The organism is Lacrimispora sp. 38-1, from assembly GCF_049890855.1.
In the GTDB taxonomy this organism is placed as follows: domain Bacteria; phylum Bacillota; class Clostridia; order Lachnospirales; family Lachnospiraceae; genus Lacrimispora.
In genome coordinates this window covers 25,293-50,989 of sequence record NZ_JBANEW010000011.1, presented here as the reverse complement: position 1 = coordinate 50,989, position 25,697 = coordinate 25,293, and the positions used below count along the sequence as shown (strand labels likewise).

Annotated in this window: 25 protein-coding genes, 1 pseudogene and 1 riboswitch; of the genes and pseudogenes, 2 read left to right on the top strand and 24 right to left on the bottom strand. The window is 42.2% G+C overall.

Annotation, left to right across the window (positions count from 1 at the left end):
- The 3 genes from V7D18_RS02840 to cbiQ all read right to left on the bottom strand — a co-directional run bounded on the left by V7D18_RS02840 (position 1) and on the right by cbiQ (position 2,736).
- Complete coding sequence (locus tag V7D18_RS02840; RefSeq protein ID WP_426151246.1) at positions 1-750, bottom strand: energy-coupling factor ABC transporter permease; 750 nt, start codon at positions 748-750, stop codon at positions 1-3.
- Positions 751-876: 126 nt separating this feature from the next.
- Positions 877-1,063: riboswitch (cobalamin riboswitch) on the bottom strand.
- Positions 1,064-1,112: 49 nt separating this feature from the next.
- Positions 1,113-1,952: an energy-coupling factor ABC transporter ATP-binding protein gene (locus V7D18_RS02835; RefSeq protein ID WP_426151379.1), complete on the bottom strand. Its 840-nt coding sequence runs from the start codon at positions 1,950-1,952 to the stop codon at positions 1,113-1,115.
- Between the two features lie 13 nt (positions 1,953-1,965).
- Positions 1,966-2,736, bottom strand: a complete 771-nt coding sequence (cbiQ, locus tag V7D18_RS02830) for a cobalt ECF transporter T component CbiQ (protein ID WP_426151244.1) — start codon at positions 2,734-2,736, stop codon at positions 1,966-1,968.
- A gap of 176 nt (positions 2,737-2,912) precedes the next feature.
- On the opposite strand from cbiQ, the gene V7D18_RS02825 reads away from it, so the two are divergent.
- Complete coding sequence (locus V7D18_RS02825) at positions 2,913-4,373, top strand: glycosyl hydrolase family 18 protein (protein ID WP_426151242.1); 1,461 nt, start codon at positions 2,913-2,915, stop codon at positions 4,371-4,373.
- Positions 4,374-4,439: 66 nt separating this feature from the next.
- Here the strand turns inward: V7D18_RS02825 and V7D18_RS02820 are convergent, their stop codons facing one another.
- The 12 genes from V7D18_RS02820 to V7D18_RS02765 form a co-directional block, all read right to left on the bottom strand.
- Positions 4,440-6,080 (bottom strand): ABC-F family ATP-binding cassette domain-containing protein, encoded by a 1,641-nt coding sequence (locus V7D18_RS02820; protein ID WP_426151240.1) that lies wholly within the window; start codon positions 6,078-6,080, stop codon positions 4,440-4,442.
- Positions 6,081-6,278: 198 nt separating this feature from the next.
- On the bottom strand, positions 6,279-6,935 hold the full coding sequence (locus tag V7D18_RS02815; RefSeq protein WP_426151238.1) for a hypothetical protein: 657 nt from the start codon (positions 6,933-6,935) through the stop codon (positions 6,279-6,281).
- A 105-nt stretch (positions 6,936-7,040) separates the two neighbouring features.
- Entirely contained in the window at positions 7,041-7,400 is a 360-nt protein-coding gene (locus V7D18_RS02810; protein ID WP_426151377.1) for a type II toxin-antitoxin system HicB family antitoxin, read from the bottom strand.
- Positions 7,401-7,736: 336 nt separating this feature from the next.
- Positions 7,737-8,501, bottom strand: a complete 765-nt coding sequence (locus V7D18_RS02805; RefSeq protein WP_426151236.1) for an amino acid ABC transporter ATP-binding protein — start codon at positions 8,499-8,501, stop codon at positions 7,737-7,739.
- An 11-nt stretch (positions 8,502-8,512) separates the two neighbouring features.
- Positions 8,513-9,163, bottom strand: coding sequence for an amino acid ABC transporter permease (locus V7D18_RS02800; RefSeq protein ID WP_314460806.1), 651 nt, complete (start codon positions 9,161-9,163; stop codon positions 8,513-8,515).
- A 23-nt stretch (positions 9,164-9,186) separates the two neighbouring features.
- Positions 9,187-10,047, bottom strand: coding sequence for an amino acid ABC transporter substrate-binding protein (locus V7D18_RS02795; protein WP_426151234.1), 861 nt, complete (start codon positions 10,045-10,047; stop codon positions 9,187-9,189).
- An 87-nt stretch (positions 10,048-10,134) separates the two neighbouring features.
- Positions 10,135-11,742, bottom strand: a complete 1,608-nt coding sequence (locus V7D18_RS02790) for a hypothetical protein (protein WP_426151232.1) — start codon at positions 11,740-11,742, stop codon at positions 10,135-10,137.
- Positions 11,743-11,770: 28 nt separating this feature from the next.
- Positions 11,771-13,060, bottom strand: coding sequence for a dihydroorotase (locus tag V7D18_RS02785; protein ID WP_426151230.1), 1,290 nt, complete (start codon positions 13,058-13,060; stop codon positions 11,771-11,773).
- Positions 13,057-13,512, bottom strand: coding sequence for a threonine/serine exporter family protein (locus tag V7D18_RS02780; protein WP_426151375.1), 456 nt, complete (start codon positions 13,510-13,512; stop codon positions 13,057-13,059). Before V7D18_RS02780 ends, V7D18_RS02785 begins: the two co-directional genes overlap by 4 nt.
- 14 nt (positions 13,513-13,526) lie before the next feature.
- On the bottom strand, positions 13,527-14,315 hold the full coding sequence (locus tag V7D18_RS02775) for a threonine/serine ThrE exporter family protein (protein WP_426151228.1): 789 nt from the start codon (positions 14,313-14,315) through the stop codon (positions 13,527-13,529).
- The gene (locus tag V7D18_RS02770) at positions 14,308-15,048 is read right to left on the bottom strand and encodes an MBL fold metallo-hydrolase (RefSeq protein ID WP_426151226.1); all 741 of its coding nucleotides are present in this window, start codon (positions 15,046-15,048) and stop codon (positions 14,308-14,310) included. Before V7D18_RS02770 ends, V7D18_RS02775 begins: the two co-directional genes overlap by 8 nt.
- A 146-nt stretch (positions 15,049-15,194) precedes the next feature.
- A complete protein-coding gene (locus tag V7D18_RS02765) occupies positions 15,195-15,485 on the bottom strand; it encodes a hypothetical protein (RefSeq protein WP_426151224.1) in 291 nt (96 codons plus the stop codon).
- Between the two features lie 412 nt (positions 15,486-15,897).
- Here V7D18_RS02765 and V7D18_RS02760 point away from each other — a divergent pair, with 412 nt between their 5' ends.
- Complete coding sequence (locus V7D18_RS02760) at positions 15,898-16,467, top strand: nitroreductase family protein (RefSeq protein ID WP_426151222.1); 570 nt, start codon at positions 15,898-15,900, stop codon at positions 16,465-16,467.
- Between the two features lie 55 nt (positions 16,468-16,522).
- Here V7D18_RS02760 and V7D18_RS02755 read toward each other — a convergent pair whose 3' ends face one another.
- From V7D18_RS02755 to V7D18_RS02715, 9 genes and pseudogenes are all read right to left on the bottom strand, one after another.
- The gene (locus V7D18_RS02755; RefSeq protein ID WP_426151220.1) at positions 16,523-16,903 is read right to left on the bottom strand and encodes a zinc ribbon domain-containing protein; all 381 of its coding nucleotides are present in this window, start codon (positions 16,901-16,903) and stop codon (positions 16,523-16,525) included.
- A gap of 175 nt (positions 16,904-17,078) precedes the next feature.
- Entirely contained in the window at positions 17,079-17,408 is a 330-nt protein-coding gene (locus tag V7D18_RS02750; RefSeq protein ID WP_426151373.1) for a flagellin, read from the bottom strand.
- A 1,601-nt stretch (positions 17,409-19,009) separates the two neighbouring features.
- Positions 19,010-19,439: pseudogene (locus V7D18_RS02745) on the bottom strand (flagellin); the annotation flags it as partial.
- Positions 19,440-19,553: 114 nt separating this feature from the next.
- Positions 19,554-19,757, bottom strand: coding sequence for a carbon storage regulator (locus V7D18_RS02740; protein ID WP_426151218.1), 204 nt, complete (start codon positions 19,755-19,757; stop codon positions 19,554-19,556).
- Positions 19,758-20,114: 357 nt separating this feature from the next.
- On the bottom strand, positions 20,115-20,924 hold the full coding sequence (locus V7D18_RS02735) for a tyrosine-type recombinase/integrase (protein ID WP_426151216.1): 810 nt from the start codon (positions 20,922-20,924) through the stop codon (positions 20,115-20,117).
- A gap of 252 nt (positions 20,925-21,176) precedes the next feature.
- Positions 21,177-21,389: a DUF378 domain-containing protein gene (locus tag V7D18_RS02730; RefSeq protein ID WP_117418205.1), complete on the bottom strand. Its 213-nt coding sequence runs from the start codon at positions 21,387-21,389 to the stop codon at positions 21,177-21,179.
- A 53-nt stretch (positions 21,390-21,442) separates the two neighbouring features.
- Complete coding sequence (locus V7D18_RS02725) at positions 21,443-22,957, bottom strand: AAA family ATPase (RefSeq protein ID WP_426151214.1); 1,515 nt, start codon at positions 22,955-22,957, stop codon at positions 21,443-21,445.
- A 17-nt stretch (positions 22,958-22,974) separates the two neighbouring features.
- On the bottom strand, positions 22,975-24,294 hold the full coding sequence (locus V7D18_RS02720) for a VWA-like domain-containing protein (protein ID WP_426151212.1): 1,320 nt from the start codon (positions 24,292-24,294) through the stop codon (positions 22,975-22,977).
- Positions 24,295-24,647: 353 nt separating this feature from the next.
- Positions 24,648-25,619: a leucine-rich repeat protein gene (locus tag V7D18_RS02715; protein WP_426151210.1), complete on the bottom strand. Its 972-nt coding sequence runs from the start codon at positions 25,617-25,619 to the stop codon at positions 24,648-24,650.
- Positions 25,620-25,697: the final 78 nt, after the last annotated feature.

The window sequence follows — 25,697 nt, the reverse complement described above, 5'->3', positions numbered from 1 at the left end:
TTATTTTACCTCCCTTGTAAATCCTATGGCTTTTAACTCCGGAAGAGCATAAGTCTCAAGAGTCATAACGATGACTGTAGTGAGAATTCCCTCAATCACCGCAAGAGGCAGCTGGGTCGGTGCAAATACTCCAAGGAATTTAACAGCAGAAGCGCCAACGCCTCCTATTTCAGAAGGATAGGCTAAAGCAAGCTGAAAACTGGTAACACAGTATGTAAATAAATCGCCTAACGTCGCAGCAAGAAAAACCGCTGCCATTTTATTCACTTTTAACATCTTACAAAGCCTGTATATTCCAAAAGACACGAAAGGACCTGCAATTGCCATGGAAAAGGTATTTGCTCCCAGTGTGGTAAGACCTCCGTGGGCAAGCAGCACCGCCTGAAAGATCAACACGATAATGCCGAGAATACTGACTGCCGACGGGCCGAACAGAATCGCTCCCAGGCCGGTTCCCGTCATATGAGAACAGCTTCCGGTAACCGACGGAATCTTTAATGAGGAGAGCACAAATACAAATGCTCCAGACATGGCAAGAACTGTAATCGCCTTCCTGTTCTCCCGAAGCGTCTTCTGTATGGAAAAGAAGCCGGCTATGAGAAAGGGAACACAGACTGCGCCCCAGGCGATACAATACCCCACTGGTAAATAGCCCTCCATAATGTGCATGGCATAGGCACTGGGAACGATTCCAAATGTCAGTGCAAATGCGGCTGCAAGTTTCATGATACTTTTTTCTTTCTTACTCATTTTCATTCTCCTTCCAATAAAATAAGCACCTCACATCCGATGGTTCCCACACATCAGACAGGTGCCCTATGGGTAAATCTTTGCACAGCAAAAAGACTTCCCGGCACCGGTCATCGCTCGTAACCGGATACTCCAAACAAAAAGGCAGGTCTTCTGACTCATGCATCAAACACAGCTGCTCCCTCTTCCCGGTTTCCCAGTGATTAATGGAGCCCTGCTCTGCATATACAGCGGCGGGACCGTAAGGGACTTTCACCCTTTTCCCTATTATCCTGCGGAGAATTTCACAGGCACCTTTTTAGATAATACGCTTGTATTGTAACTGCAATACCAATTTCTGTCAATATAAAGACGATGAGTGTCTAAACCTCACTCAGCATGTTAAGCAACTGATTCAACTCTTGTGTATCCTTAAAGCGCGGACTCTCTTCCGGTAAGATCCGGCTTCTCACCAGGCTGTCATAAACCTCCATCAAAACCGGCTTCCTCAAATTACCCTGATTCAGGACGGAATCGGACGCCAGAATATCCGCTGCCGGGCCATCCGCGATAATTGTTCCACCGGCAAATACCACTGCCCGGTCCGCCCACTTATAGGCAAAATCCACATCATGGGTTGAAATCAGAAGAGTTTTCCCCATTTTTGTCATTTCATCAAGAACTTGTGTGAGCATTTCCACATTAACGGGATCTAAAGATGCGGTTGGTTCATCAAATATGACCATCTCCGGTTCCATTGCAATGATATCCGCTATGCTTACCCGTTTCTTCTCTCCTCCGCTTAAGTAGTGGGGAGGACGGTCCTGAAACATCATTAAATTCATAGACTCTAAGGCCATATCCACCCGCTGCTTCACTTCTTCTTTTGAAAGCCTTAAATTCATAGGTCCAAAGGATACCTCTGCTGAAACAGTAGACGCAATGATCTGATTATCCGCGTCCTGAAACACAATCCCCACTTTCTTCCGAAGCTCATTTAAGTCTTTTTTCCCAATTTCCTTTCCCTTATACCGAATGGTTCCTGTATCAGGCATCAAAACACCATTGAGGTTTAAAAAGCAGGTGGATTTCCCCGCTCCATTAGAACCAAGAACTGCGATCTTCTCTCCCTTTCTCACAGACAGGGATACATCATGAAGTGCCTTATTTCCTGTGCCATAGGAATACGAAAGATTTTCTGCCTGTAAAAGTATTTCTTCCATCATCTGTTCCTCCTCATTTTCGCACCAGCCATAAAAGCAGAAGAAGTGCAATATAGCCGGCTGCCGCTCCTGCCTCTTTTGCCTTCACCGGCTTCTTCTCTTCCAGAAATACAAGCTCTCCCTGATAGCACCGTGCAGTCATGGCATCATAATACGTCCCTGCTTTCTTTAACGAAACGATAAAGAGATTCGCTCCGATCCCTCCAAAGGACCTGCATGACGTCAGGAAATTATGATATCCCAGCCTGGACTCTGCCGCCTGCTTCATACTGCTCTGTACATCCATCATTACAAAGATAAACCGGTATATGAGATTCATCAGCTCTGATATCAGCTTTGGCACATGCAGTTTTCCAAGTAAATTAATTATCTCACTTGCCGGTGTGGAAAGTACAAGCATGTACATGGCACTTACCGATGCCATGGCCTTTAAAATCAGTCGTGCGGAAAGAACCGCGCCTTCCTCTGACAGATAGAAATAAAATCCGGGAAGTGATACATAAAAGTGCCCTGCCGGTACAGGAGATACCCCCACCACAATAGCAGCAGTTCCCAGAATCAGAAAGGCTGCTGGAATTTTTAAAAGAGCCAGATACTTTTTTATGGAAAGTCCTCCCAAAAAGATGGTTACAGCTCCCATGGACAGAAATGCGGCAACTGATATAAAAATATCTCCAGTTCCAATACAAAGTAACAGCGTTACGATTGCAACTGCTGCTTTTAATCCTGGATTAATTCCTTTCATGCGTGATTCATAAGCATAAGTATCTATGGTACTAATCATTCTCACCTCCTTTAAAGCTGATTATAAGTGATTGATGTACCATCTGCAAGTGAAGGTTTAAGCGGCAATCCGGTTTGATTTCCATTTTTATGTAAATATACCAGTTTTTGCGCGCTATTCAAGGAAAACCCATCATGTTATACTTTATTTCATAATAAGTTGAAAAGGAGAACACGATGAAAAGAAGTACGAGAAAGGCAATCATGTGGGCTATATCTGTTTTTTTACTTTTTCTAATCAGCAGTTACTGCACTGAAAATTCATTTGCAGCAAAGCCTGGCAAAAGCACTTCCACTGCTCCCCAAAATTTAACTGCGGCTGATATCACCAGTACCTCAGTCACCCTCAGCTGGGCCCCTCCCGCAGGCAGCTTCGGAGTGAAAGAATACCAGATTTACCAAAACAATACTTATCTGGGTTCCACCACCTCCGTTACATATGCCGTAAATGGATTAATCCCGGCAACGACTTACCAGTTTTATGTAAAAGCAAAAGACGCTAAAAGGAATATCTCACCCGCCAGCAATACAGTATCCGTTACCACGTCACAGCCCGCTTTGCCTCCGACAGATACTGAGCCATTAGCCGGCAGAATAGTCGGTTATTATGCCGCATGGGAAGCGTACAGCGGCTCCTATCCTGACCAGATCGACGCAGGAAAGCTGACACATATTAATTACGCTTTTGCCAATATTGGTCCTGATTTAAAACTTACACTGGGATATCCGGATGTGGATCCCAATAACATAAGGCTTTTAAATTCACTCAAATTAAAGAATCCAGATTTAAAAACACTGATTTCCGTGGGTGGCTGGAACTGGTCCGGAAGATTTTCAGATGCAGCCCTGTCCGACACTTCCAGAAGTGCCTTTGCTGACAGCTGCGTAGATTTTATCGTCAGATATGGTTTTGATGGAATCGACCTGGACTGGGAATATCCTGTGAGCGGTGGTCTGACAACTAACATCAAACGTCCGGAAGATAAACAAAACTTCACTCTGCTTCTTCAGAAAATACGGGAAAAGCTGGATGTACGGGGTGCTCTCGATCAGAAGCACTACCTCCTCACCATCGCTGGCGGAGCCGACGCTTCTTATGTAAAAAATGTAGAGCTGGCTAAACTGGCCCAATATCTGGACTACGCAAATATAATGACTTATGATTTACACGGAACCTGGGATCCCTATACGGATTTACTGGCACCACTTTATAATAACAATGATTACTCTCCCCAATATAAAACAAGTGTGGATTCAGCAGTCAATGCCTGGTTAAATGCAGCCTTCCCTGCAGAAAAGCTGGTTATGGGTATTCCGTTCTATGGATATCTGTACTCTTCTGTGAATAATTCAAATAATGGTTTATACCAGACATACGGCGGCGCCAACTCCATCAGCTACAAGGATATCAAGGCAAACTACTTAAATCAAACAGGCTATACAAGATATTTTCACTCTCAGTCAATGGTTCCTTGGTTGTTTAACGGTACAATCTTCATCAGCTATGAAGATCCTCAGTCCATCGGTTATAAAACAGATTACATTAAATCGAAGAATTTAGGCGGTGCCATGATATGGGAACTGGCTCAGGATTCTAATGAAGAGCTTCTTAATACATTGTATAACGGATTAAAATAACTTCATGAATTTGTAAGACCGATGCAATGCAGGTAAATAACTATCTGCATTGCATCGGTCTTTATTTTACTGATTCTCGTTTACCTGTTCTTCCGTCAGAGTAAATACCTGTCTCTTACGAGCCATCTCATCATTTTCCAGGTACTCATCGTAAGTTGTAATCTTATCGATCAGCTGTCCGCCTACAATCTCCATAATGCGGTTAGCCGTTGTCTCTACGATCTGATGGTCACGGGAGGAGAATAGAAGAGCTCCCTGAAACTTAACCAATCCATTGTTTAATGCTGTAATGGATTCCATATCAAGGTGGTCGGTCGGCTCATCTAAAAGAAGCACGTTAGCTCCGGAAATCATCAGCTTTGAAAGCATACAGCGTACTTTCTCTCCACCGGATAAAACCCGAACTTTCTTTACTCCGTCTTCTCCGGCAAACAGCATACGTCCAAGGAATCCGCGGACATAAGTCGCATCTTTTTCAGGAGAATACTGGGTCAGCCAGTCCACGATGGTGTCATCGTTGTCAAACTCCGCGGTATTATCCTTAGGGAAATAGCTCTGGGTAGTTGTAAGGCCCCATTTGTAATCACCTTCATCCGGCTCCATTTCGCCGGAAAGGATTTTGAACAGAACCGTTTTAGCAAGCTCGTTCGGTCCTACAAAAGCCACTTTATCCTCTCTGGTTAAGGTAAAGGAGATATGATCAAGTATCTTCACACCATCAATGGTCTTGGTTAAATTGTTTGCGGTAAGAACCTCATTACCGATCTCACGGGCCGGGCGGAAATCGATATAGGGGTATTTACGGCTGGAAGGTTTGATATCATCCAGTTCAATTTTTTCTAAAGCACGTTTTCTGGAAGTAGCCTGCTTGGATTTGGAAGCATTGGCTGAGAAGCGCTGAATAAAATCCTGCAGCTCCTTGATCTTTTCTTCTTTCTTCCTGTTGGCTTCCTTCATCTGCTTTACCATAAGCTGGCTTGACTCATACCAGAAATCATAGTTACCGGCATAAAGCTGAATCTTGCTGTAATCAATATCCGCAATATGAGTACAGACCTTATTTAAAAAGTAACGGTCATGGGAAACCACGATTACCGTATTTTCAAAATTAATTAAGAATTCTTCCAGCCATGCAATAGCGTCCAGATCCAAATGGTTAGTCGGCTCATCTAAAAGAAGAATATCAGGATTGCCAAAGAGCGCCTGTGCGAGAAGCACTTTCACCTTCTGGGCTCCGGTTAAATCCTTCATCAGTTTATAGTGTAAGTCAGTCTCAATTCCAAGACCGTTCAATAAGTTAGCAGCATCGGATTCCGCTTCCCATCCATTCATGGTAGCGAATTCTCCCTCCAGATCTGCAGCCTTAATGCCGTCCTCATCTGTGAAGTCTTCCTTCGCGTAGATGGCATCCTTTTCCTTCATAATTTCATATAATCTGACATTTCCCATGATAACGGTATCAAGAACCTGATACTCATCATATTTAAAATGGTCCTGTTTTAAGAAAGAAAGTCTCTGGCCCGGTGTGATTACAATATCTCCGCCGGTAGGCTCCAGTTCCCCGGAAAGAATTTTTAAGAACGTGGATTTTCCGGCACCATTGGCACCGATTAAGCCATAACAGTTGCCTTCCGTAAACTTAATATTTACATCTTCAAACAATGCTTTTTTTCCAAGTCTTAATGTTACGTTATGTGCACTAATCATCTTAATTCCCTTTCTGAAATCTGGTTTTATTCCATATGGTAAGCTCTGCTTCTGGTTTCAGTAAAAAAACCGTCGAAACCATCAAAATAGGGGTCGTTTGGCCCCTTATCTGTCATCTCTCTTATTGTACATGAAAATCCCGAATTTGCAAGCCTTTTATCAAAAAAGCCCTGCCTATCCGGGATTTTTGCCTGGTTTTTACTTAGCCGCTTCCACCTTTAATGGGAAGTTGGATTCACTGCCTGCATCATAGGTAACCGTTACATAGGTAACTTTTACCAAAGCACCGCTTCCATTGCTGTCATCCGTTGCATTACCAAGCACGCCCGTCTCCAGCCCTTCACAGTTGTCTTTGATAAAGCCCATCTCTTTTCCCGAACCTGTATCAATGGTAAAGGTACTCATAGCCTGGTCCTTTACACTTCCGGTTACTTCTTTTACTTCCATCTTGTCCTGAGCGTCAAGCACCAGAATGACCTTTGCATTAGTCGTATCGGAGCCGGAAATCTCACCTTTATAGATGATGGAAACTTTCACATCCGGTTCCAGTGAATAGGAGGTTTCCACCACAGCATTATCCAGATGAAAGGCAGCTTTCGTGTCTCCATCTGCAACAGTTATGGATTCCATATTGTCTGCTACCTCCGTAACCTTACCGGTTAATATCTTAAATTCTGCTGTACTGCCAGGTGCCTGTGTACTTGCTGCCGGAGAGGTTTCATTCCCGGCTGAAGTCTCTTTCCCTGTTTCTGTAACGGTACCAGCAACGCTCTCCGCCTGTTTTGTGGATCTCCCGCAAGCCGGTAATAAAACTGCCGCACAGACAGCTAATGCGATCATTAGGGTTCTTTTCATAAAGCATCCTCTTTTCTCTGTTTGCCATTTCCTGTTATATCGCATATAGTATACCATCCGATTGTGAAAAGTTTTTTTCTTTTTTCTTAATTTACTTTAATCTATTTAATTACGTGCCCGGTCATTTTGAGCGAGGAGATATAAACAGTACTGATTCATGCTAATCCCCTCTTTCTTCGAATGTTCCGCTAACTGACGGTGTAATGACTTAGGTATTCTCAGTTTAAACTGTCCCGAATATTTATCCAGATCATCTGGCTCAGGTATTTCACTGCCATCTTCAAGCATTGCTTCCAACCATGCTCTTTTGGCATCTTTCGCATTAACAATCGCTTCTTCAATTGTCTCAGCACATGTTATACAGCCCTTTAAATCGGGAAATGAAACAACATATCCTCCCTCGTCAGGATCTTCTACAATTTCCATTCTATAGTGCAGATTCATATATTCATCAATTGTTCTCATCGTCTGATACCTCACTTTCAACAATCTCCCTAACCATCTGTACATAAACTTTTTTAATTGGTTCATGCTTTGGTAAAGTTATTGGCATACAAGCAATTCATTAAATCACAGATCTTTAGATAAAGAGCATATTCTATTTATTAATTTATCCCATTGTGACATTCTTTAATCCTCTCTTTACTTTACATTATATTATGGTGTCAATAATATTTTAATAATTTATCACCAGCCTGACAATCTGGACTTTTACTGTAATGACAGAAGAATAAAACAATCCCCCTGAAACACACGTAATCAATGTGTCCCAGGGGTCTCACTAAAATCACTATTGAATTCCTACAAAATATCTCCATACCTCCCAAGAAAGTTCTGTGTCCTCACATTATTAGACGCAAACACTTCCTCCGGAGTACCTTCCTCAACAATCACACCCTCCGCCATAAAAATAACCTGGTCGGAAATATCCCTTGCAAACGCCATCTCATGGGTGACGATTACCATGGCAATATGCAGATCAGCAAGGGATTTAATAACCTTAAGCACCTCTCCGGTCAGCTCTGGGTCCAGTGCAGAAGTCGGCTCATCAAAAAAGAGAATCTTGGGATTTAAGGCAAGAGCTCTTGCTATCGCCACCCTCTGGCACTGTCCGCCAGACAGCTGACAGGGATAGGCATCCGCTTTATCTGTAAGCCCCATTTTCTGAAGAAGCTCCATGGCCTCTTTGACCGCCTCCTCTTTACTCCGCTTCTGAACATGGATTGGTGCATCAATAATATTGTTTAAAACGGTCATGTGAGGAAATAAATTAAAATTCTGAAAAACCAGACCGTAATTTTTCTGGATCTCTTTCAGCTTCTCCTTCTTTGCATAGACAGAAACTCCACCGCTCCCATTCCAAGCCGCCTTTTCTCCCAGATAAAACAACTCTCCGCCATCCATCTGCTCCAGCATGGTGGCACACCGGAGGAGAGTGGATTTTCCTGAGCCGGAAGGTCCGATGACAGACAGAATCTCTCCTTCTTTCACAGACAGAGAGATATCCCGAAGAACTCTCTGACCGTTAAATGATTTTTCCACATGGTTCATTTCCAGTACGTGCATCCCGATTCCTCCTATTGGTAATAATTCATCCGTTTTTCTATGTATTCCATCAGCATTGCCACCACCAGATTAAATACATAATAGAACAGACCTGCTGCCACAAAAGGGATCAGGCTTGTCTGTGAGGATGCCAGCGCCTTGGCTACGGCAAACATCTCCAGCACGCTGATGGTAAACGCAAGGGAGGTATCCTTTACAAGAGTGATTACCTCGTTGGTGACTGACGGAAGAATCCGTTTTACCACCTGCGGGAATATGATTCTAAAAAAGGTCTGGTTCTTTGAATATCCCAGAAGCTTTGCCGCCTCATACTGTCCGGCTGGCATGGACTGGATGCCGCTTCTGTATATTTCCGCAAAATAAGCTGCATAGTTAATAACAAAACCGATAAAAGCAGCCCAAAGGCGGTATCCGTTTGATACCTTCACTCCAAAAAGGTAATAGGGACCGAAATACACCACCATAAGCTGAAGCATCAGAGGGGTTCCTCTCATGACTGAAATATAGAATTTAACAATTGCCTCTATGACCCTGTTTTTAGACATCCTCCCAAAGGAGACCAGAAGCCCCAGAGGAAGAGAAAAGATGAGTGTCACCAGAAAGATCTGAATGCTGACCCACATTCCTCCTGCCAGTTGTGTAAGTATCTTTGTAAAAGCCATGATTGCCCCTCCGTCAGTATCAATTATTTTCCTATTGTTGTAACATCCTTACCAAACCATTTTTCAGAAACGGTCTTTAAGGTTCCGTCTGCTGCCATTGCCTCCAGCTGTTCCTGCACCTGGTCTCTTAATGCTTCATTTCCTTTTTTAAAGCCTACCCCATACTCCTCAGCAGCAAGTGCTTCATCAAGAATCACAAAATCTGACTTTCTCTGCTGAATCTGATAAGCAGCTACAATCTCATCCATTGCCACGCAGTTCACTGCTCCCATCTCCAGATCCATAAATGCAGTATTGTAATCCGGTGTTGTCTGAAGCGTCTGAAATGTTTTGGCTAAGGTATCATTATCCTTTAATGCAGCCTCCGCAGATGAATCGGCCTGCACCTCCACTACCTTTCCGGAAAGATCGGCCAGTGTCCTGATTCCGGAATCCTTTGCCACAACGAAGACCTGTCTGTTTGCCATATAAGGCTTTGTCCATGTATAACCATCTTCTCTTCCGTTGATGGTAAATCCATTCCAGATACAGTCAATATTGCCGCTTTCCAGCTCCATATCCTTTGCATCCCAGGCGATTGGCTGTGCTACAAACTTTTTACCAAGTCGGTCTGCCACCTCTTTTGCAAGATCTAAGTCAAATCCTGTATACTCACCATTATCTCCTACAAAACCCATGGGAGGGAAATCCTGATCAAATCCTACGGTAAAGGTATCTTTGCCGGAAGCTGCGGAAGTTGTCTCCTGTGCTTTTTGGGTTTCTGCAGATGATGACTCTGCTTTTGTTGTCTCTGCTGTCTGGGGAGCTTCCTTTTTCCCTGCACAGCCGCTTAATAACGCTGCTGCTCCTAATACTGCCGCTGCCAGAATCACTATTTTTTTCATAACATAATTCCTCCTCTTAATTTTCATGTGTTACCATGGTAGCACAGTAAAGTTTTTCTGTAAAGAAGAAATTTATGTATAATTATGTTAAAACCATATAAAAGAAAAGATTATAATCAGTATCACAAGTACGGCTCCTCCTCCCAATATGAAAGCCGGCCTTATATTACCTTTATCCCGATCCATGACAGTCTCCGGTTCCGCCAGCATCCCCCATGGACTAAGCACCAGAATTCCCTGGGGCATTTCTGAAGAATTACCGCTGCTTAGGAAATTTGAAAATTCCTTCCAGTCCCGTTCAATCAGTTTTCTGCCTTCCTTAAAGTCCTCTGCAGGTGTCTTTTTTTCTTTTGTAAAAAATGGCTCCTGTTCTCTCCTGTTTTCTGAAACCTCTTTTTTCTTTAAAAATTGCTGATAAGCATAGCGGATCCCTTTATTAGCAGTCTCATTCACATCCGCTTTCGCCAGATATATATTCATCATATAATAGAAGATCTTATATACATCCTTTGCTTCAAAAACATGGTTTCTTACTGATGCACCTGAATATTTCAGTGACGACTGGCTCACCATCTCCTGTATCAGCTCATCTGTCATCCGGTCACCTGCTTCTCTTAAATCCATGGCAAGCCCTTTTTCCATTCCCAGATATGATACAAAAACCTGTGATTTTATTGACATAAGCGCCGCTAAAAATCCCCAGAGTTCCTCACTCTTTCCAGTTAATCCTGCCAGCTTAAATAAATTTCCTTCTCTGATCATATATGCCGCAAAACGCTGGGCAGTCTCTAAATCTTTTATCTCATAAGCCCTTCCGGTTTTCAGCGGAGATATTGTTAAACTTGCCCCCTGGGTTTTCCCTGCTTTATCCTTTAAAGAAGCACCTTTCTCCAGAATAATCATAGAGGTTTCTTTCATCAGGTTCTCCGCATATCCCGGATTATTTTTAATCGTTCCCGAACCTGCCGGCTGGTAAATGATTCCCATGCCGGTTTCATTTCCTTTATCCAAAACCGGAGTTCTGATTCCGCTTTCATTAACAACCCCTGCCGGTTTTCCCGCCAAATCTCCGCGTCCAAAAATCTGGTTCAGCTCTGCCTCCGTTAAATTTTTTCCCATAACGCTGCGGCAGACTGCCCCCCGCAATGCGGTGATAGATATGGGAGATCCGTAATTCTTTAAAAGAAGCTCAAGATCCCCAAAGCGTGTCATCATCAGTTTTTGCAACAGCAGAGATAATTCCTGATTCAGCCGCTCCGCTTCTCCTCCCTCCTGTGTTCCATGGGTAAGAACCGCCAGAAGAAGCTCCTTATACATTCTTGACAGCTGGTCTAATTGCTCCGGAACGGAAAGATTATCAGAAGGACACCAATCCGCTAACTTACGAAAGGCCTCTTTCCATTCCTCTTCATCCCAGACATCCGGAGAATCACTAACGGAAGCAGTGTCTCTGGCCGGTCTGGACTTTTCTGATATCTCGGATTTTTCAGAATCACTGTTCTTTGCCTCTTCCTTCAAAGCCTGAGTCTGAGCAACGACCTCATTAAGCAGAATTTCTCCTGAGATTATTTTCTCATTCACTTTTAAAGCCTCAGCAGCCTGCTCCAGGCCTGCCTTCTCACTCATTTTACCCTCTGCTGTTCCCTCTGCCTTTAAATCCCCGGGGACCGCAGGGTCCTGCACCCTGATTTCCATCTTTTATCCTTTTCTGAAGTATATCTGATTAATCTTTCTCATCCTGATATACGATCTTTCCCTTACAGATCGTATATTTTACTTTGCCAAAAAGCTTTTGCCCGGTAAACGGAGAATTAGAGGATTTGGAAACGTATTCGCCTGCCGTCCACTCCTCTTCCGGGTCAAAAAGCACCAGATCTGCCATTCCGCCTGTTTTCAGTACTCCGCAGTCCAGACGGTATAATTTTGCCGGATTTATGCTCATTTTTTCCAACAGCTGCATCATCGTTAAATGCCCCTGCCTGACCAGAGTGGTCACTCCCAGCCCAAGGGCAGTTTCCAGACCAATAATTCCGCTGGGTGCCTCCAGCAGAGGCCTTGCTTTTTCTTCTGTACTGTGAGGTGCATGATCCGTAGCAATAATATCAATACTTCCATTTTTCAGGCCCTCTATGACGGCCAGGCGGTCTTCCTCTGTCCGAAGAGGCGGATTCATCTTTGCCAGACTTCCATGGGAAAGCACAGCTTCTTCTGTCAGAGTGAAATGATGGGGCGTCACTTCTGCATAAACATCTGCCCCTAAATCCTTTGCAAACCGCACCATACGAACCGACGCGGCAGAACTGATATGCTGAATGTCCACCGCAGCCTTTGTGTGGAGGGCAAGCATACAGTCTCTTGCCACCAGGCTGTCCTCTGCCTCTGCCGGAGAACCGTAAATACCAAGCCGGTCGGATACTGCTCCATGATTGATGCCGTTGTTTTCAATTAATGCGGGATCCTCCTCATGAAAGCTTAAAGGAAGGTTTAAACTGGCTGCTTTTTCCATAGCCTTTTTCACGAGTTCGGAATCCATAAGCGGAATCCCGTCATCTGTAAAGCCTGCTGCTCCATGAGCTGCCAGCTCTTCCATATCAGTCAGTTCACGCCCCTTCAGCCCTTTGGATACAGCCGCTGCATGAAGGACATTAATTCCTGTTTTCTTTCCTTCCTTCTTCACATATTCCAATGTGTCTGCATTATCCACCGGCGGCCTGGTATTGGCCATGCATACAACCGTTGTAAATCCGCCTTTGGCAGCTGCTCTTGCGCCGGTCTGAATATCCTCTTTATAAGTAAGACCAGGGTCCCGAAAATGAACATGTACATCCACAAGTCCCGGTGCGGCAATCAGACCGGAGGCATCAATCACCACATCTTCCTTTGACGTTGCAGCACCTGAAGGAATCTGTCCTGTTCCCATCCCCACTATCATCCCATCTTCTATACAGATATCCATGTCCTGTTCTGTATTGGTTGCAGGATCTATTACATGAGCATTTTTAATCCATATCATCGTTTCTTTCTCCCTTTCTCTTCTAATGCCCGTTTGTCCTTCTTTGCAGCAAAGTGAAAGAATCCCTGAGGCAGTTCAAAAACAAACACAATACCAAGCACGATGGCTACCGCCACTTTCAGTGCCAGGAAACCGGTGCGGGCAGCAAGTGCCGTGTCATCAGTCACAATATAGTAAGCAGTCCAGTATACCAGCGCCCCCGGAACCAACGGAAAAATACCGGAAATCAAAAAGATGGTTACCGGGCACTGCTTTCTGACCGCGAATATTCTGGAAAGAAAAATTACTGCAATCGTTGCAAACAGTGCAGATGCCGGCTCTGAGAACCCCTGTATCAGCATACTGTATACAAACCAGCCTGTTCCGCCAATCAGACCACAATAAGGGTAGTATATGGCAGGCACCCCAAACAGCAGGGCAAATGCAACCGTACCCAGGGCTGCAACTGCCATCTCATAAAAAGCTGTCACAAAAATCCACCTCCTGTAAACCGGTGAAGCAGGCCAAATACCAGTCCCACTCCCATGGCGATGCAGAAAAATACCAGCAGTGCATCCAGCATGCGGACAGAACCTGCGATATAATCTCCATCTGCAATGTCACGTATGGCATTGGTAAATGCAACTCCTGGAATCAGGGGCATGATAGAACCAATAATCATGTAGTTTAAATGATCTCCCAGGTGAAGCATATATAGCAGGGTGCAAAGCGCGGTGACAAGCGCACCTCCTCCGATATTGCCTACCAGCTTGGAAAGATGGGGACCAAACAGATAAATCACATATACATAAAGCAGTACTCCGGGAAAAAACGCCGCTGCTGCATCCTTTAAATTGCCGCCAAACAAATAACAAAAACAGGCACTTCCCACTCCTGATGCCAGAATCTGCATTCTCTTTGATTTGCCCGGCATCTGCTGAATCAGTTCCAGCCTGTCCCTGACTTCACCGTAAGTTAAGGAACCTCTCTCAATTTCTCTGGAAAGCTGATTAACTGCAGCCACCCGGTCTAAATGTGTTCCGCTCACCGGAATATGCTGAACCTTTGCAAATATTTCCTCTCTCTGGTTTCCTGCAGTAGTAAAGATCCCATTACTTAACACAAAAGAGCTGCAGGATTCGATTCCATAATGGCGGCAGATCCGGTCCATGGTTTCTTCCACCCGGAAGATCTCAGCTCCATTCTCCAGGAGAATATGACCTGCCAGCATGGCAGCATCTAAAACCTCACGCTCTTCCTCTTTCCGCTCATTCATGAATTTGAAACTCCTGTCCCAGTATAAAGGATTCTCCGTCTCTTTCAATCATAATAATCCTGTCCCGGTAAGGTGCGGAAACCTCCATCCCCTTTAACTGACCAATTACGGAAAAGTTCCCCCAGCAATGCATGGGAAAAGCATATAATACCTCCGCCTTTCTCATAAATTCATCAAATCCAAGATAGAAAGCTCCCTCCTGTCTGGGGTCCAGAGGCAGAAAGGCCGCATCAATCTTCATTCCGGCCAGCTTATCCACTTCCAATGAATACTTCTTTGCCATATCACGGTTCCAATCCGCCGGTTCGCCTTCCCATCTCCAGTTGTTTAAATCCCCCGCATGATATATAGCTGCCCCATCCCCTTTTACCAGAAAAGCAACCCCTTCATCTGTAGAATCGAAGGTCGTAACTTCCAGCTGTGTATTCCCGCCGTCATTGTACGAAAGCCTGAAAGTCTCCCCCGGTTTTACAAATAAAGTGCGTTCTCTCAGTTCCTCCCTGACCTTTTTCTTAGAAATATCGTCAGAAAGAACATAATGAACTTCTCTTAATCCAGTTCCCAAATCAAAGATCTTTTCCGAAAAATGATCTCCGTGGCGGTGGCTGGCGAAGATAATAAGTGGTTTATTCATGTCCAGTTCCGGGAGCGGACCCTGGGTATAATCAAAAAGCAGGGCGGCAGAACTCAGTTCTACCAGAAATGCACTGTGATGAACGTAAGTAATTTTCATGAAAAGCGGCCTCCTATTAATGACTGTTTGGAAAATTATATCACATACTGATCCGTTCTGCATAGCAGATGCGCGCAAAAAAGGCGGAGACATTCGTCCCCGCCCGCGGAAATTTTCATTCCTTCTAAGCTGTTACTTCTATATAATTAGTTAGCAGCCTTTGTAGACTCTGCAGCTTCAGAAGATACTTCTTCGCTGGAAGCTTCTTCAGTAGACTCTTTTACAGATGCTTCCTCTTTTGTTTCTTCTACAGACTCAGAAGATTCCTCTGTTGTAACTTCTTCTTTAGCAGCTGCTTCTGTTGTAACTGCTTCTGTTGTAACTGCTTCTGTTGCTGCTGTTGTTTCAGCAGTCTTTGTGCTTCCACATGCAGAAATTGCTGCCATTGTTAATACTGCTACGCCTGTAAGTACAAGTTTCTTTGTTGTTAATTTCATAATTATTCTCCTCCTTGCGGCTACCTATGTTTTATTGTTGAATATGTATGCCGCGGCTTCTTTTTTTTATTTTTAAAGCCGAGACACAGTTTAACACCTTCAGAAAATAAAGTCAATGAATTCATTATGATTTTTTTCTTAATTTAAAAGTGGTAAATTCTTAATTAAATTTACAAATAGCCATGATATGTCAAATAATAAATTATTAATTTATACTCTTGAGTTTTTTTTATTCTATTTGTTTGGATTTTGTCCATTCGAAAAATAGACCAGTTTTTTACAGTATTATTGTTTTATTTTTGTATGTTTTCACCAATTCCATTTCTCTTTTTCTCCGTTGCAGTTGATTTCCACACCTGCTATACTTTATAAATAACTACTTATTGATCATGATTAACAGGAGGAACCAAATATGTTAAAAGAACTCGTCTCCAAGTGCCGTACCTACCGCCGCTTCTATCAGGAAACCCCTATTCCTGAGGAGGATTTGCTGGAACTCATTGATCTGGCCAGACTTACTGCTTCAACCGCCAACTCTCAGGCTCTGAAATTCAGGATCAGTCATACAACGGAGGAAAATGCCCTGATTTTTGATACCCTGGGCTGGGCTGGAGCACTTCCGGACTGGGATGGACCAGAAGAAGGCGAGCGTCCCTCTGCCTACATCGTGATTCTCTGCGATTTGTCACTTGGAAAGAATAAACTCATCGATGATGGTATCGCCGCTCAGACCATTATGCTGGGTGCGGTAGAAAAGGGCTACGGCGGCTGTATGCTGGGAAATGTGCGTAGAAGCCAGCTGGCCGAAGCACTTGGTATAGATACTTCTCTTTATTCAATTGATCTTGTTCTGGCTCTTGGAAAGCCTAAGGAAGAAGTGGTCATCGTACCTGTAAAGGAGGACGGGAGCGTCACTTATTACAGAGACGAGAACCAGATTCACTATGTTCCAAAAAGAGCATTAAAGGATATCATTATGTGATTTTATTAAAACCCCCCAAAAAACAGCCGGCCCGGAATATTCCGGTACCGGCTGTTTAAAATTTCTGTCCGCATTTGGGACAATACTCAAAATCCTCAGTTGTTTCATATCCGCAGTGGGAACATTGCCTTTTATTCCACTCCTCATTTCTCCGGCCGGATTGAACCAGCGTTAAATCCTGTTCTTCAATCTCAACCGGCTCTCTCCGGCTTAATTTCTTTCCCTTTTCTCCGTCCAGCTCATAAACAGTATTACAGCAGGACATCTGTACATAATAATGTCTGTTCCATTTTATAATGGGAATAAAAAATACACTAAAATAGCTGTAGGTCATAAATACCTGATATCTGCCATAGCCGCCGCATAAGGCACAGATCACTGTCTTTGTATAATCAAACAGCTTTTTTCCCTGACTCATTCCGCATATGAAAAACATCACATTCCTCCTAATGCAGCCAGCAGCAGTAAAATTGGCTGGCAATACTTTTGATTAAGAGTATAACATAAAAAGAGCATATATCATAGCGTATTCTTGAAGGAGCCATTGCTCCATAAGTGTTATCTCACTTATTTTGCAACGGCCCCCTCAAAATAAATATATTAAATATCTATTACTTTAATAACTGAAGCACACCCTCAGGTATCTGATTTGCCTGAGCCAGCATTGCCTGAGATGCCTGAACAAGAATTTTGTTCTTGGTTAATGACATCATTTCAGAAGCCATATCTACATCACGAACACGTGACTCAGCAGCTGACATATTTTCTTTTGTTACACTAAGGTTATTAATCGTATGCTCCAGACGATTCTGTACAGCACCAAGGTCACCACGTGTAGAAGAAACCTGATTGATTGCATTCTTTATCTGACCTATAGCAGCCTTAGCTCCCTGCTGAGTACTTACATCTACAACTGCGATCCCTAAGCTTTTAGTATCCATGTTGCCAATGGTAACACCAACCTGCTGGTAGGTGTCACTGGTGTCACCAGCCTGTATTGTTAAACCTCCGGTTTTATTCTTCAGTTTTTCACCATCTTCAATGGTCAGCTTATTACCAGTAATATCTGCTTTCACGCCATCATTAGAGAGAGCCATCTGCAAATTCTGTGCAGTATCGGCATCCGTACTTCCAATAATAACTGCCGTATTACCCTTTTTTATTTTAGTAGGATCTCCAGAATCAGAAGCATTGATGAACTGATAATTTTTCCCTCCTACGGAGACAGTATCCCCCGCGGAGATTCCAGCATTATTAAAGGTTAAGGTTTTGCTGGCCCGTTTAGAGGTTTGAGTATTTGAAAGCGTCCCCACTGCACTACTGGCTGTATCAGTGGTAGCCAAACTATTTACCTTGGCTCCATCTTTACCACCAAGCGCTTCAAAGGTTATCTCGTGTGTAGAAGCATCCACTTTTGCTTTAAATAGACCCTTGGTATCTTCACTATTATTAATTGCATCTACGATTGACTGGGCAGTTGTTCCGGCATTCGTTCCATCAGCTGTGTATTTAACCTGAACTGCTTTTCTGTTTCCATCGGCATCCTCGTAGCCAACTGACAATGTTTGTTCGCCTGCCGTTCCGGCTGCAGGTGTAAATTTGTACTCGGAATTAACAGCATCATCGGTTCCCACAGTGACTCCAATGGTTGATGACTTCATATCAATTGGATTATTAAATGAAACTGTTTTATCTGAGGTTTTTAATTGATTTACATCACCGATTTTTAACTTTCCATCTGGTGTTAAGGAGGCAGAGCTAATTCCTGCATTCTTCATTGCAGCCACTAAATTTTTCTTTGTATCTGCTGCTGTTTCGCCGATAACAACACGAACATTTCCGTTGGAGACATTATAATCATCTGCTGCTCTCATCTCAAACGTATGATCACCAATGGTAATTTTGTTTCCTGATGCAAGATCGCCACTCGCCAGAGCTAAATACTTAAATGCATCGGTTGCAGCAGTTGTAACACCGGCTGTTGATGGTGTGGTTGATAAATCGGTATTTTGTGTGTAATCCGCAAGCGCATCTACAGCACCTTTATCAATTATCTTTCTTTGCTTAACAGTAACAGACTGTAATCCTATACCGCTTGTCCCGCTTTCTTTACTTGTTGCGCTGATCTTAATACCGTCGTCACCGACCTTTTCAAATTTTACATCACTAAAGATTTTTTTCAGCTCATCAAGTGTCTGCGAGTTATCTGCTGCAAAATCAGCATCTAAACTGCCGTCAAGTCCATTTTTCAGAAGATCATCTAATTTTGTAGCCAGGGTTCCGGTATCAGCCACGCTCTTAAACTTAAATTTAAGGATATGATCGTTGCCTGCAGTATCCGTTAATGTAAATTCATACTGCATCGGATCTGTTGCTGATACTGGGGTAGTTCCATTAGTTTCACTACTATCTAAGTCTAGAGAAACCGAAAATTGACCCTTAGTAGCATTCTGAGTATGTACAGTAGTATCTGCAAGACCTTCTACCTTTGTTGTTCCGGCAACAGTCGCCTTAGCTGCAGCTTCAGTTTTACTCGCAGCAGATGCTCCAAGAGAACCATCTAATACCTTGATGCCATTATAGTTCGTAGACTCTGAAATCCGGTTGATTTCATCCTTTAATGAATCTACCTCTTTCTGAAGATTGGCACGGTCAACATTATCATCATATGTACCATTAGCAGACTGCGTTGCAAGTTCTGTCATACGGTTCAGCATGGAATGTACTTCTGTCAGTGCACCTTCTGCTGTCTGAACCAGTGAGATACCATCATTAGCATTCTTCTGAGCAGTCTCAAGTCCTGTAATCTGTGCTCTCATCTTCTCGGAAATCGCCAGACCTGCAGCATCATCACCTGCACGGTTGATTCGGTAACCGGAAGATAATTTTTCCAGGTTCTTAGATGTAGCATTATTATTGCTTCCTAATTGTCCATAAGCGTTTAACGCTGCAATATTGTGTTGAATTCTCATAAATTTACCTCCTTGAGTTATGACGGGGACATCCTTTTCCCCCGTGTATCTTTATTATTTTTATTCCAAACTATTCATCCGGGCCCTGGCTGAATAGTTGAAAGCGTGATTATCTCACCATTTCATGCTCTTTTCCCTCAGCCGTTTCAGACACTGGGGAATTGGATGACGCTTTTCATAAACTTCTCCTCTTTCGATAGAAATTTCTTTTGGCGCATCAATGGCAAGCCGTAAATCTCCGTCAACGGAGACCACTTGAATAACAATGTCTTTGCCAATTACAAGATACTGACCGGGATTCCTTCCTAAAGATAACATTTGCTTCACCTCCTTGTTGAACTTGCAAGTTTGTTAAAACTTAAACTATTTGACAAATATTCCCAGAATGTGTATTAGAACAATGTTATTTTTTTCCTTTTAAAACTGTTTAGTTCGGATAAATAAAAGAAATTTTTTAAGAATGTCTTATTTTTTAAATGGTAATGACGATAAACAGATTAGAATGGTAAAAACGAGGATAATATCGTAAAAACTTAGTTCTGATAAGTTTTATTAAGTTCCTATAATACACATTATGGGAACATAGAAAATTCATTACGAAGAAATCAACTTTTTAGCAATAGCAGAAAAGATTCAGTATCATGATTATATTTTTTCATGAAACTGAATCTTTTTTTACCAATTTACAATTTTATCAATTAAAGTTTGCTGTTCCGTGGCAGTTCTTCTTAAATAAATGCGAGTGGTTTCAATGCTTTCATGACCCATCAAATCGGCAAGAAATGCAATATCATTGTATCTATCAAGAAAATTCTTTGCATAACGATGGCGGAAAGAATGAGGATAGACAACTTTTGGATCAATTCCATACTTTAGGGCAAAATTTTTAAGTTGCTGTCTGATTCCTCTGGTTGTTATGAGTTTTCCGAAACGATTTAAAAATAAATAACCTGACGAGATATTTCTTTTCTTCAGCCAATCAAGAGTTTCTTCTCTTAGTTTTACAGGAATATAGAGACGCCGGAGCTTACCTCCTTTTGAATAAAGATCCAAATATCCCATATCCACATGTTCTACTTTAATCTGTATCAATTCACTGACTCGTGCACCCGTGGCAGCCAAATACCATACAAGAAAGTACCATTCCATATTACCATCTTGTTTCAGTCTCTTTTTCAGATAATTATAGTCAGCATTGCTTATAACATTTTCTAAAAAGTTTTTTTGCTGTATTTTAACATTTTTTAACTGCAAACGTTCTTCATCCAGAAATAACAAATATTTGTTAATCGCCTGAACCCGTAAATTTACTGTTTTAGGCTTATAAAATTCCATTAAATAGCCTTTAAAAGCCAACAAATTCTCTTTGTTTATTTCATCATAATGTAAAAAATAATTATTTACCGTCCAGACATAAGTTAAAATTGTATTATCAGACAAATTTTCCCTATGAAGATAGTTTTCAAATTCCTTTTGAGCTGCCATTTTTAAGCCTCCATGCATGAATAAATAAATAGCTTTGTATAACCTCGACAACTGATTACAAAACTTTTATATTTATTTGTATTTATATGACACAATTTTTTATATTACTATAAAATAGTTTTAAAATAAGGCAAATGGTGTGACTTGTTTAATTAATGCCGCGAAAAGTTCCTTAACTGGAAAATAGATGAAGGGCACTGCTCCATGACCATATATACCAATCATGACGCAATGCCCTCTTCAAATCATCAACTATCTTTCCGTACTTGTTTCTGAATGACCATAAAAGGTAAGCAGATATAATCCGCAGATCCCTACCACGGCATACACGATCCTTGACAGCCAGGTCATGCTGCCGAAAATAAATGACACCAGGTTGAAATTGAAGAAACCTACCAGCCCCCAGTTTACTGCACCGATGATGGCAATTGTCAGAGCTGTGTAATTTAATGCTTTATTTCCCATGGCACTACCTCCTTTTCCCTTATATTATGGAGTAGCTTTCTGGTTTTTATACATTATTTTCCCAAACTCGTGATTCTTGACCTGATTTCATCCTCCCTGTCTTTAAATAAAAGACTTTTGTTATATTGATAATATCTTTCACACTCATACTCTTTTAAGAATTTTACACTGTAAAAACCGGTATTTAATTCAGTAATAAACAGGACCATCTCCTGCCCTGTCACAAATGCGGCTTCCAGAAAATCAAAGGCATGCTCCAGGGCTTTTCCACTCTCTGCAAAGAGCATATCATAACGGTTTGTTTCCTCCTGAAACATCTTCCGTATCTGGTTCCAGTCTTCTTTCACATCTTTTTTTTCAGATTTCTTTAAAGTTTCTTCTATTTTAAGCAGCAGTGCCTCCACATCCCGGTACAGAAAATCCTCCCGCCTGTTTAGAAGTCCTGCCTCCCTTTTTTGCTTTAAAGATTCACTCCACTGGCTTCTTATTTCAAACAGCCGCCCCTCCATGGAAACGTTTGAGTTAATATCCTTTTCCGGATCAGCCTTTTTTAATTCTTCCATTAAAAGACCTGTCCTGTCTCCCTGATCAGCAACTGCTTTAAAATACTGCCCCAGTCTGGACAAGAGAAGTCCCATTACATTCAGTTTTTCATCAAATGGAGCTCGACCTAATTTGTTACACAGGCTTTCACGGATTGTACCTGAGAGTATCTCGTCAATCTGATAATCATCCCGGTATTTATAATACAATTCCAGATAATTGGCAAAGTCTTTGGCAATCTTAGGAAACTGAATGTACTCTCCCACCACATCCCTGTCCGGTTTCTTACCCAGACGTTCGTAAATCTTAATAAAGCTGGATAGATCCTCCCAACCTCTTGGTGTAGCAAAAAACTTTCCATCTACCGTAGTCTCAATCCGGCAGAAATTATCAGTTCTGGCGTTAAGATAGGAAATAACTGCGGGATGAATCTCATGTTCATAGGCATATGTCTTCCATACCTCATAATCCGGTTCTACGTGAATCAGTTTAATTCTGTCTAAGGTAACCACATCAAAATCCCTGACCGATTTGTTGTATTCCGGAGGGTTTCCGGCAGTTACAATAATCCAGCCTTCGGGAATACGGTGATTTCCGAAAGTCTTATACTGAAGAAACTGAAGCATGGTGGGTGCCAGTGTTTCTGAAACGCAGTTGATTTCATCGATAAAGAGAATTCCTTCCGGCAATCCTGTGCTTTCTATCTTATTATAAACAGAAGCCACAATTTCACTCATGGTATATTCCGTTACACGATACTGTTTCCCGCCAAATTCTTTATCTGTTATAAATGGAAGTCCTACCGCACTCTGTCTTGTATGGTGGGTAATGGTATAAGCCACCAATCCGATCCTGCATTCTCTTGCGATCTGCTCCATGATCTGTGTTTTACCCACTCCGGGCGGTCCCATTAAGAATACCGGTCTCTGCCGCATACCAGGAATCTCGTAAGTGCCGTAGTTATCTTTTAGTAAATAAGCCTCTATCGTATTCTTGATCTCTTCTTTTGCTCGTTTTATATTCATCGCTTTTTGTTCTCCTGTTATTTTACTTCCAGATCTTCTCTGGTCAATACTACCTTCATTGCCCAGCCCGGCACTGAAATGTCCTCATACTGATCTTCCATAAACACAAATGCAGTTTCATAGGGAGGCATTTTTACGGGATAGATTCCTTTTCCGTCTGTAAAATACAACAGCCCACGAAGCTTTTTAAAGACTCCCTTATTAAGAAGCCCGTTCACATATTCAAATGCAGGACGAAAATCAGTTCCCCCGAACCCGGAAAGAGTAAACTGCTTCATATAATCTTCCATTTCTTCCCGGCTTGTAATGGTGGCATCGGAACGGATCTGTTCGTCACACTGTATGATATGAATGTTTATTTTACGAAAGTAACTTTCTGTTTCTCCAAGTACCTCATAGGTCTGCTCTAAAAAGCTCCGCACCAGATCACCAGAGACTGACATGGAAGTATCAATTACTATTACAAAATCTTCTATTTTAAAAACCTCTCTTGTTTCAAGAGGCTCAATTAAAGGCATATTTTTATAGAGTGTTAATCCATAGGTATAAAATATAGAATCAAAGGAATCAGGATCCACCTCTGCCTCCTCTTTTAAAACTGCAAATTTTCTTAAGAACCGTTTATAATCATAGCGTTCCCGGTTTTCTATTTTCACCTGTTCCAAAAGCTGTCTGGAGGATTCGTCATTCTTTTCTCCGAAGGATTCCATCTCGGTTTCCATCTTCTCCCTGATATCCTGCCATTTGTTCTGGCGTTCCATTTTAAAATGGGGATCTTCTTCCTGTTCCCACTTATCATGGCTGTCCACATAGAATTCTGCCTCCATGCGACAAAACGCTTCCTCTGACGGATTCATTTCCATAAGAATATGGTAAATTCCTTCCGCTGTAAATACTGGTAGTTTCGTTCTAATCTGTCCATATATTTCACGACGGTATGGTGACTGGTGCCGGAAAACAGATTTTACATAAAATCCGTCCAGAACAGATTCAACCGCTATGTCACAAGCCAGATCCCAGTAGTGCTTTTGACGGTTACCCATAGAACCAAGGTGGCAGAATATACAGTGAAAAAGCATATGGAGGTACGCGCGGTTGATTAAAATACGGCTTCTCTGGAACATGGAAAACAGGAGATCCGGCTGATAATAAATCACATAACCGTCCGTGCTCATCCCAGAACCAGACCGCTCTGCTTCAAAACCAAAACTGCTTAATGCAACATCCAGATATCTGAAGTTTAAATAAAGCTCATTTCTTGCATTACCCAGAATTTCATGTCCAAGTTCTACCTCATTCAGTTCATCAAGCTGGAGCTGTCTCACCGGATCAATCATTTCAATACCTTCTTTCTATACGTTCCATAATACTTCAAAGCCTAAATGTTATATAACCCGCTGAACGCATCATTCTGGCTGCGATTGTTAATAATTTTATTTTAACAAAGTTAAGACTCTTTTTCTATTGTTTTGGCTTTACTTTTATTGAAAGCAGAAAAAGTATAGGAAAGCACAGTAATTATATAGTTTTTACATTATAGTGCACCAAAGTAAACTAACAGTTTAACATTCTATACCAGTTTATAATTTATGTCAATACCCATATATCTCTATTTATTAAAGGTGTACGAAATGAGGATTTTCCCATTTCATACACCTTTCTATGTCAATAATACTAAGAATATTTTATGCTAAAGAGAAAATGTACGTTTCTTAACAGGAAAACGCAAATGTCTTAAATCCATTAAAGAACTTAGCAGCTCCGTATTATTATTTTCTGATGCCAGATCAATCATCCGGTCAAAATCCGCCTGGTCCCTGCAATACTCTTTTACCAGCCAGAGAAACAGTTCACTCTCACTTAGCGCGGCCTCCCCTGCCGCCTTTAGATGCTCCCTTAAAAAATCTTCATAAATCTTCCGGTCTCTGGGGAGCAGATTAAGGGGGGTATACAGCCTTCCAAGGGCAAGAGCCGCAGTCAGCCGGTCTGATTCCTGAACACGGACATGAGGAAATAATGCATCATATTTATGGAACTGAAATTCTGACTGGGCAAAGCAATATCTGTACATATGCCCGCACCCATGCATTTCCCGAAATATGATCCGGGCGGGTGTATGTTCAACCGATTCTTCATACATCTCAGGAAATATCAGTCTTGCAGTCTTATCCTTAACATAGTAGTTTACATAAAGTTCCTGCCGCAGCTCTGACAGAATTCCCTGCATACAGGAATGTCTTCCCTCTACAATATGAATATCCAGTTTTCTGATTCCCAGGCAGCCGGTAAACAAACCGGAACCCAAATCAATTATGGAGCTGAAGCACTCCAGATGACAAAGCCCATAACAGTTATAAAAAGCATAATTTCCAATTTTTCTAATGGAGGAGGGGAGATATAAATCCACTAAGCGTTCGCAGATAATTTCCGGCGGAAGCTCCTTTTCCTCGTAGAAAGCCGGATTTCCCTCCTCATCACACATTTGAAAGTCATTACCGGCAAGGGAAAGCATCTCATTCCTCCCCACGCCATCGGAAAATACATACTGGGCCAGCTCCGTCACGGGCAAATCTCCAATCTTCTCCGGTATACGAACAGTTCCCCCATATCCTCTGCAAGCCAGAATTCGTATATGTTCATTTATTGTCTGATATAAAAACATTTTAATACCTCTCCAATAGGTTGTTTAACAAATCAATATATCAGAAAAAAGAAAGAAAATCAACTGGCTCATACTATT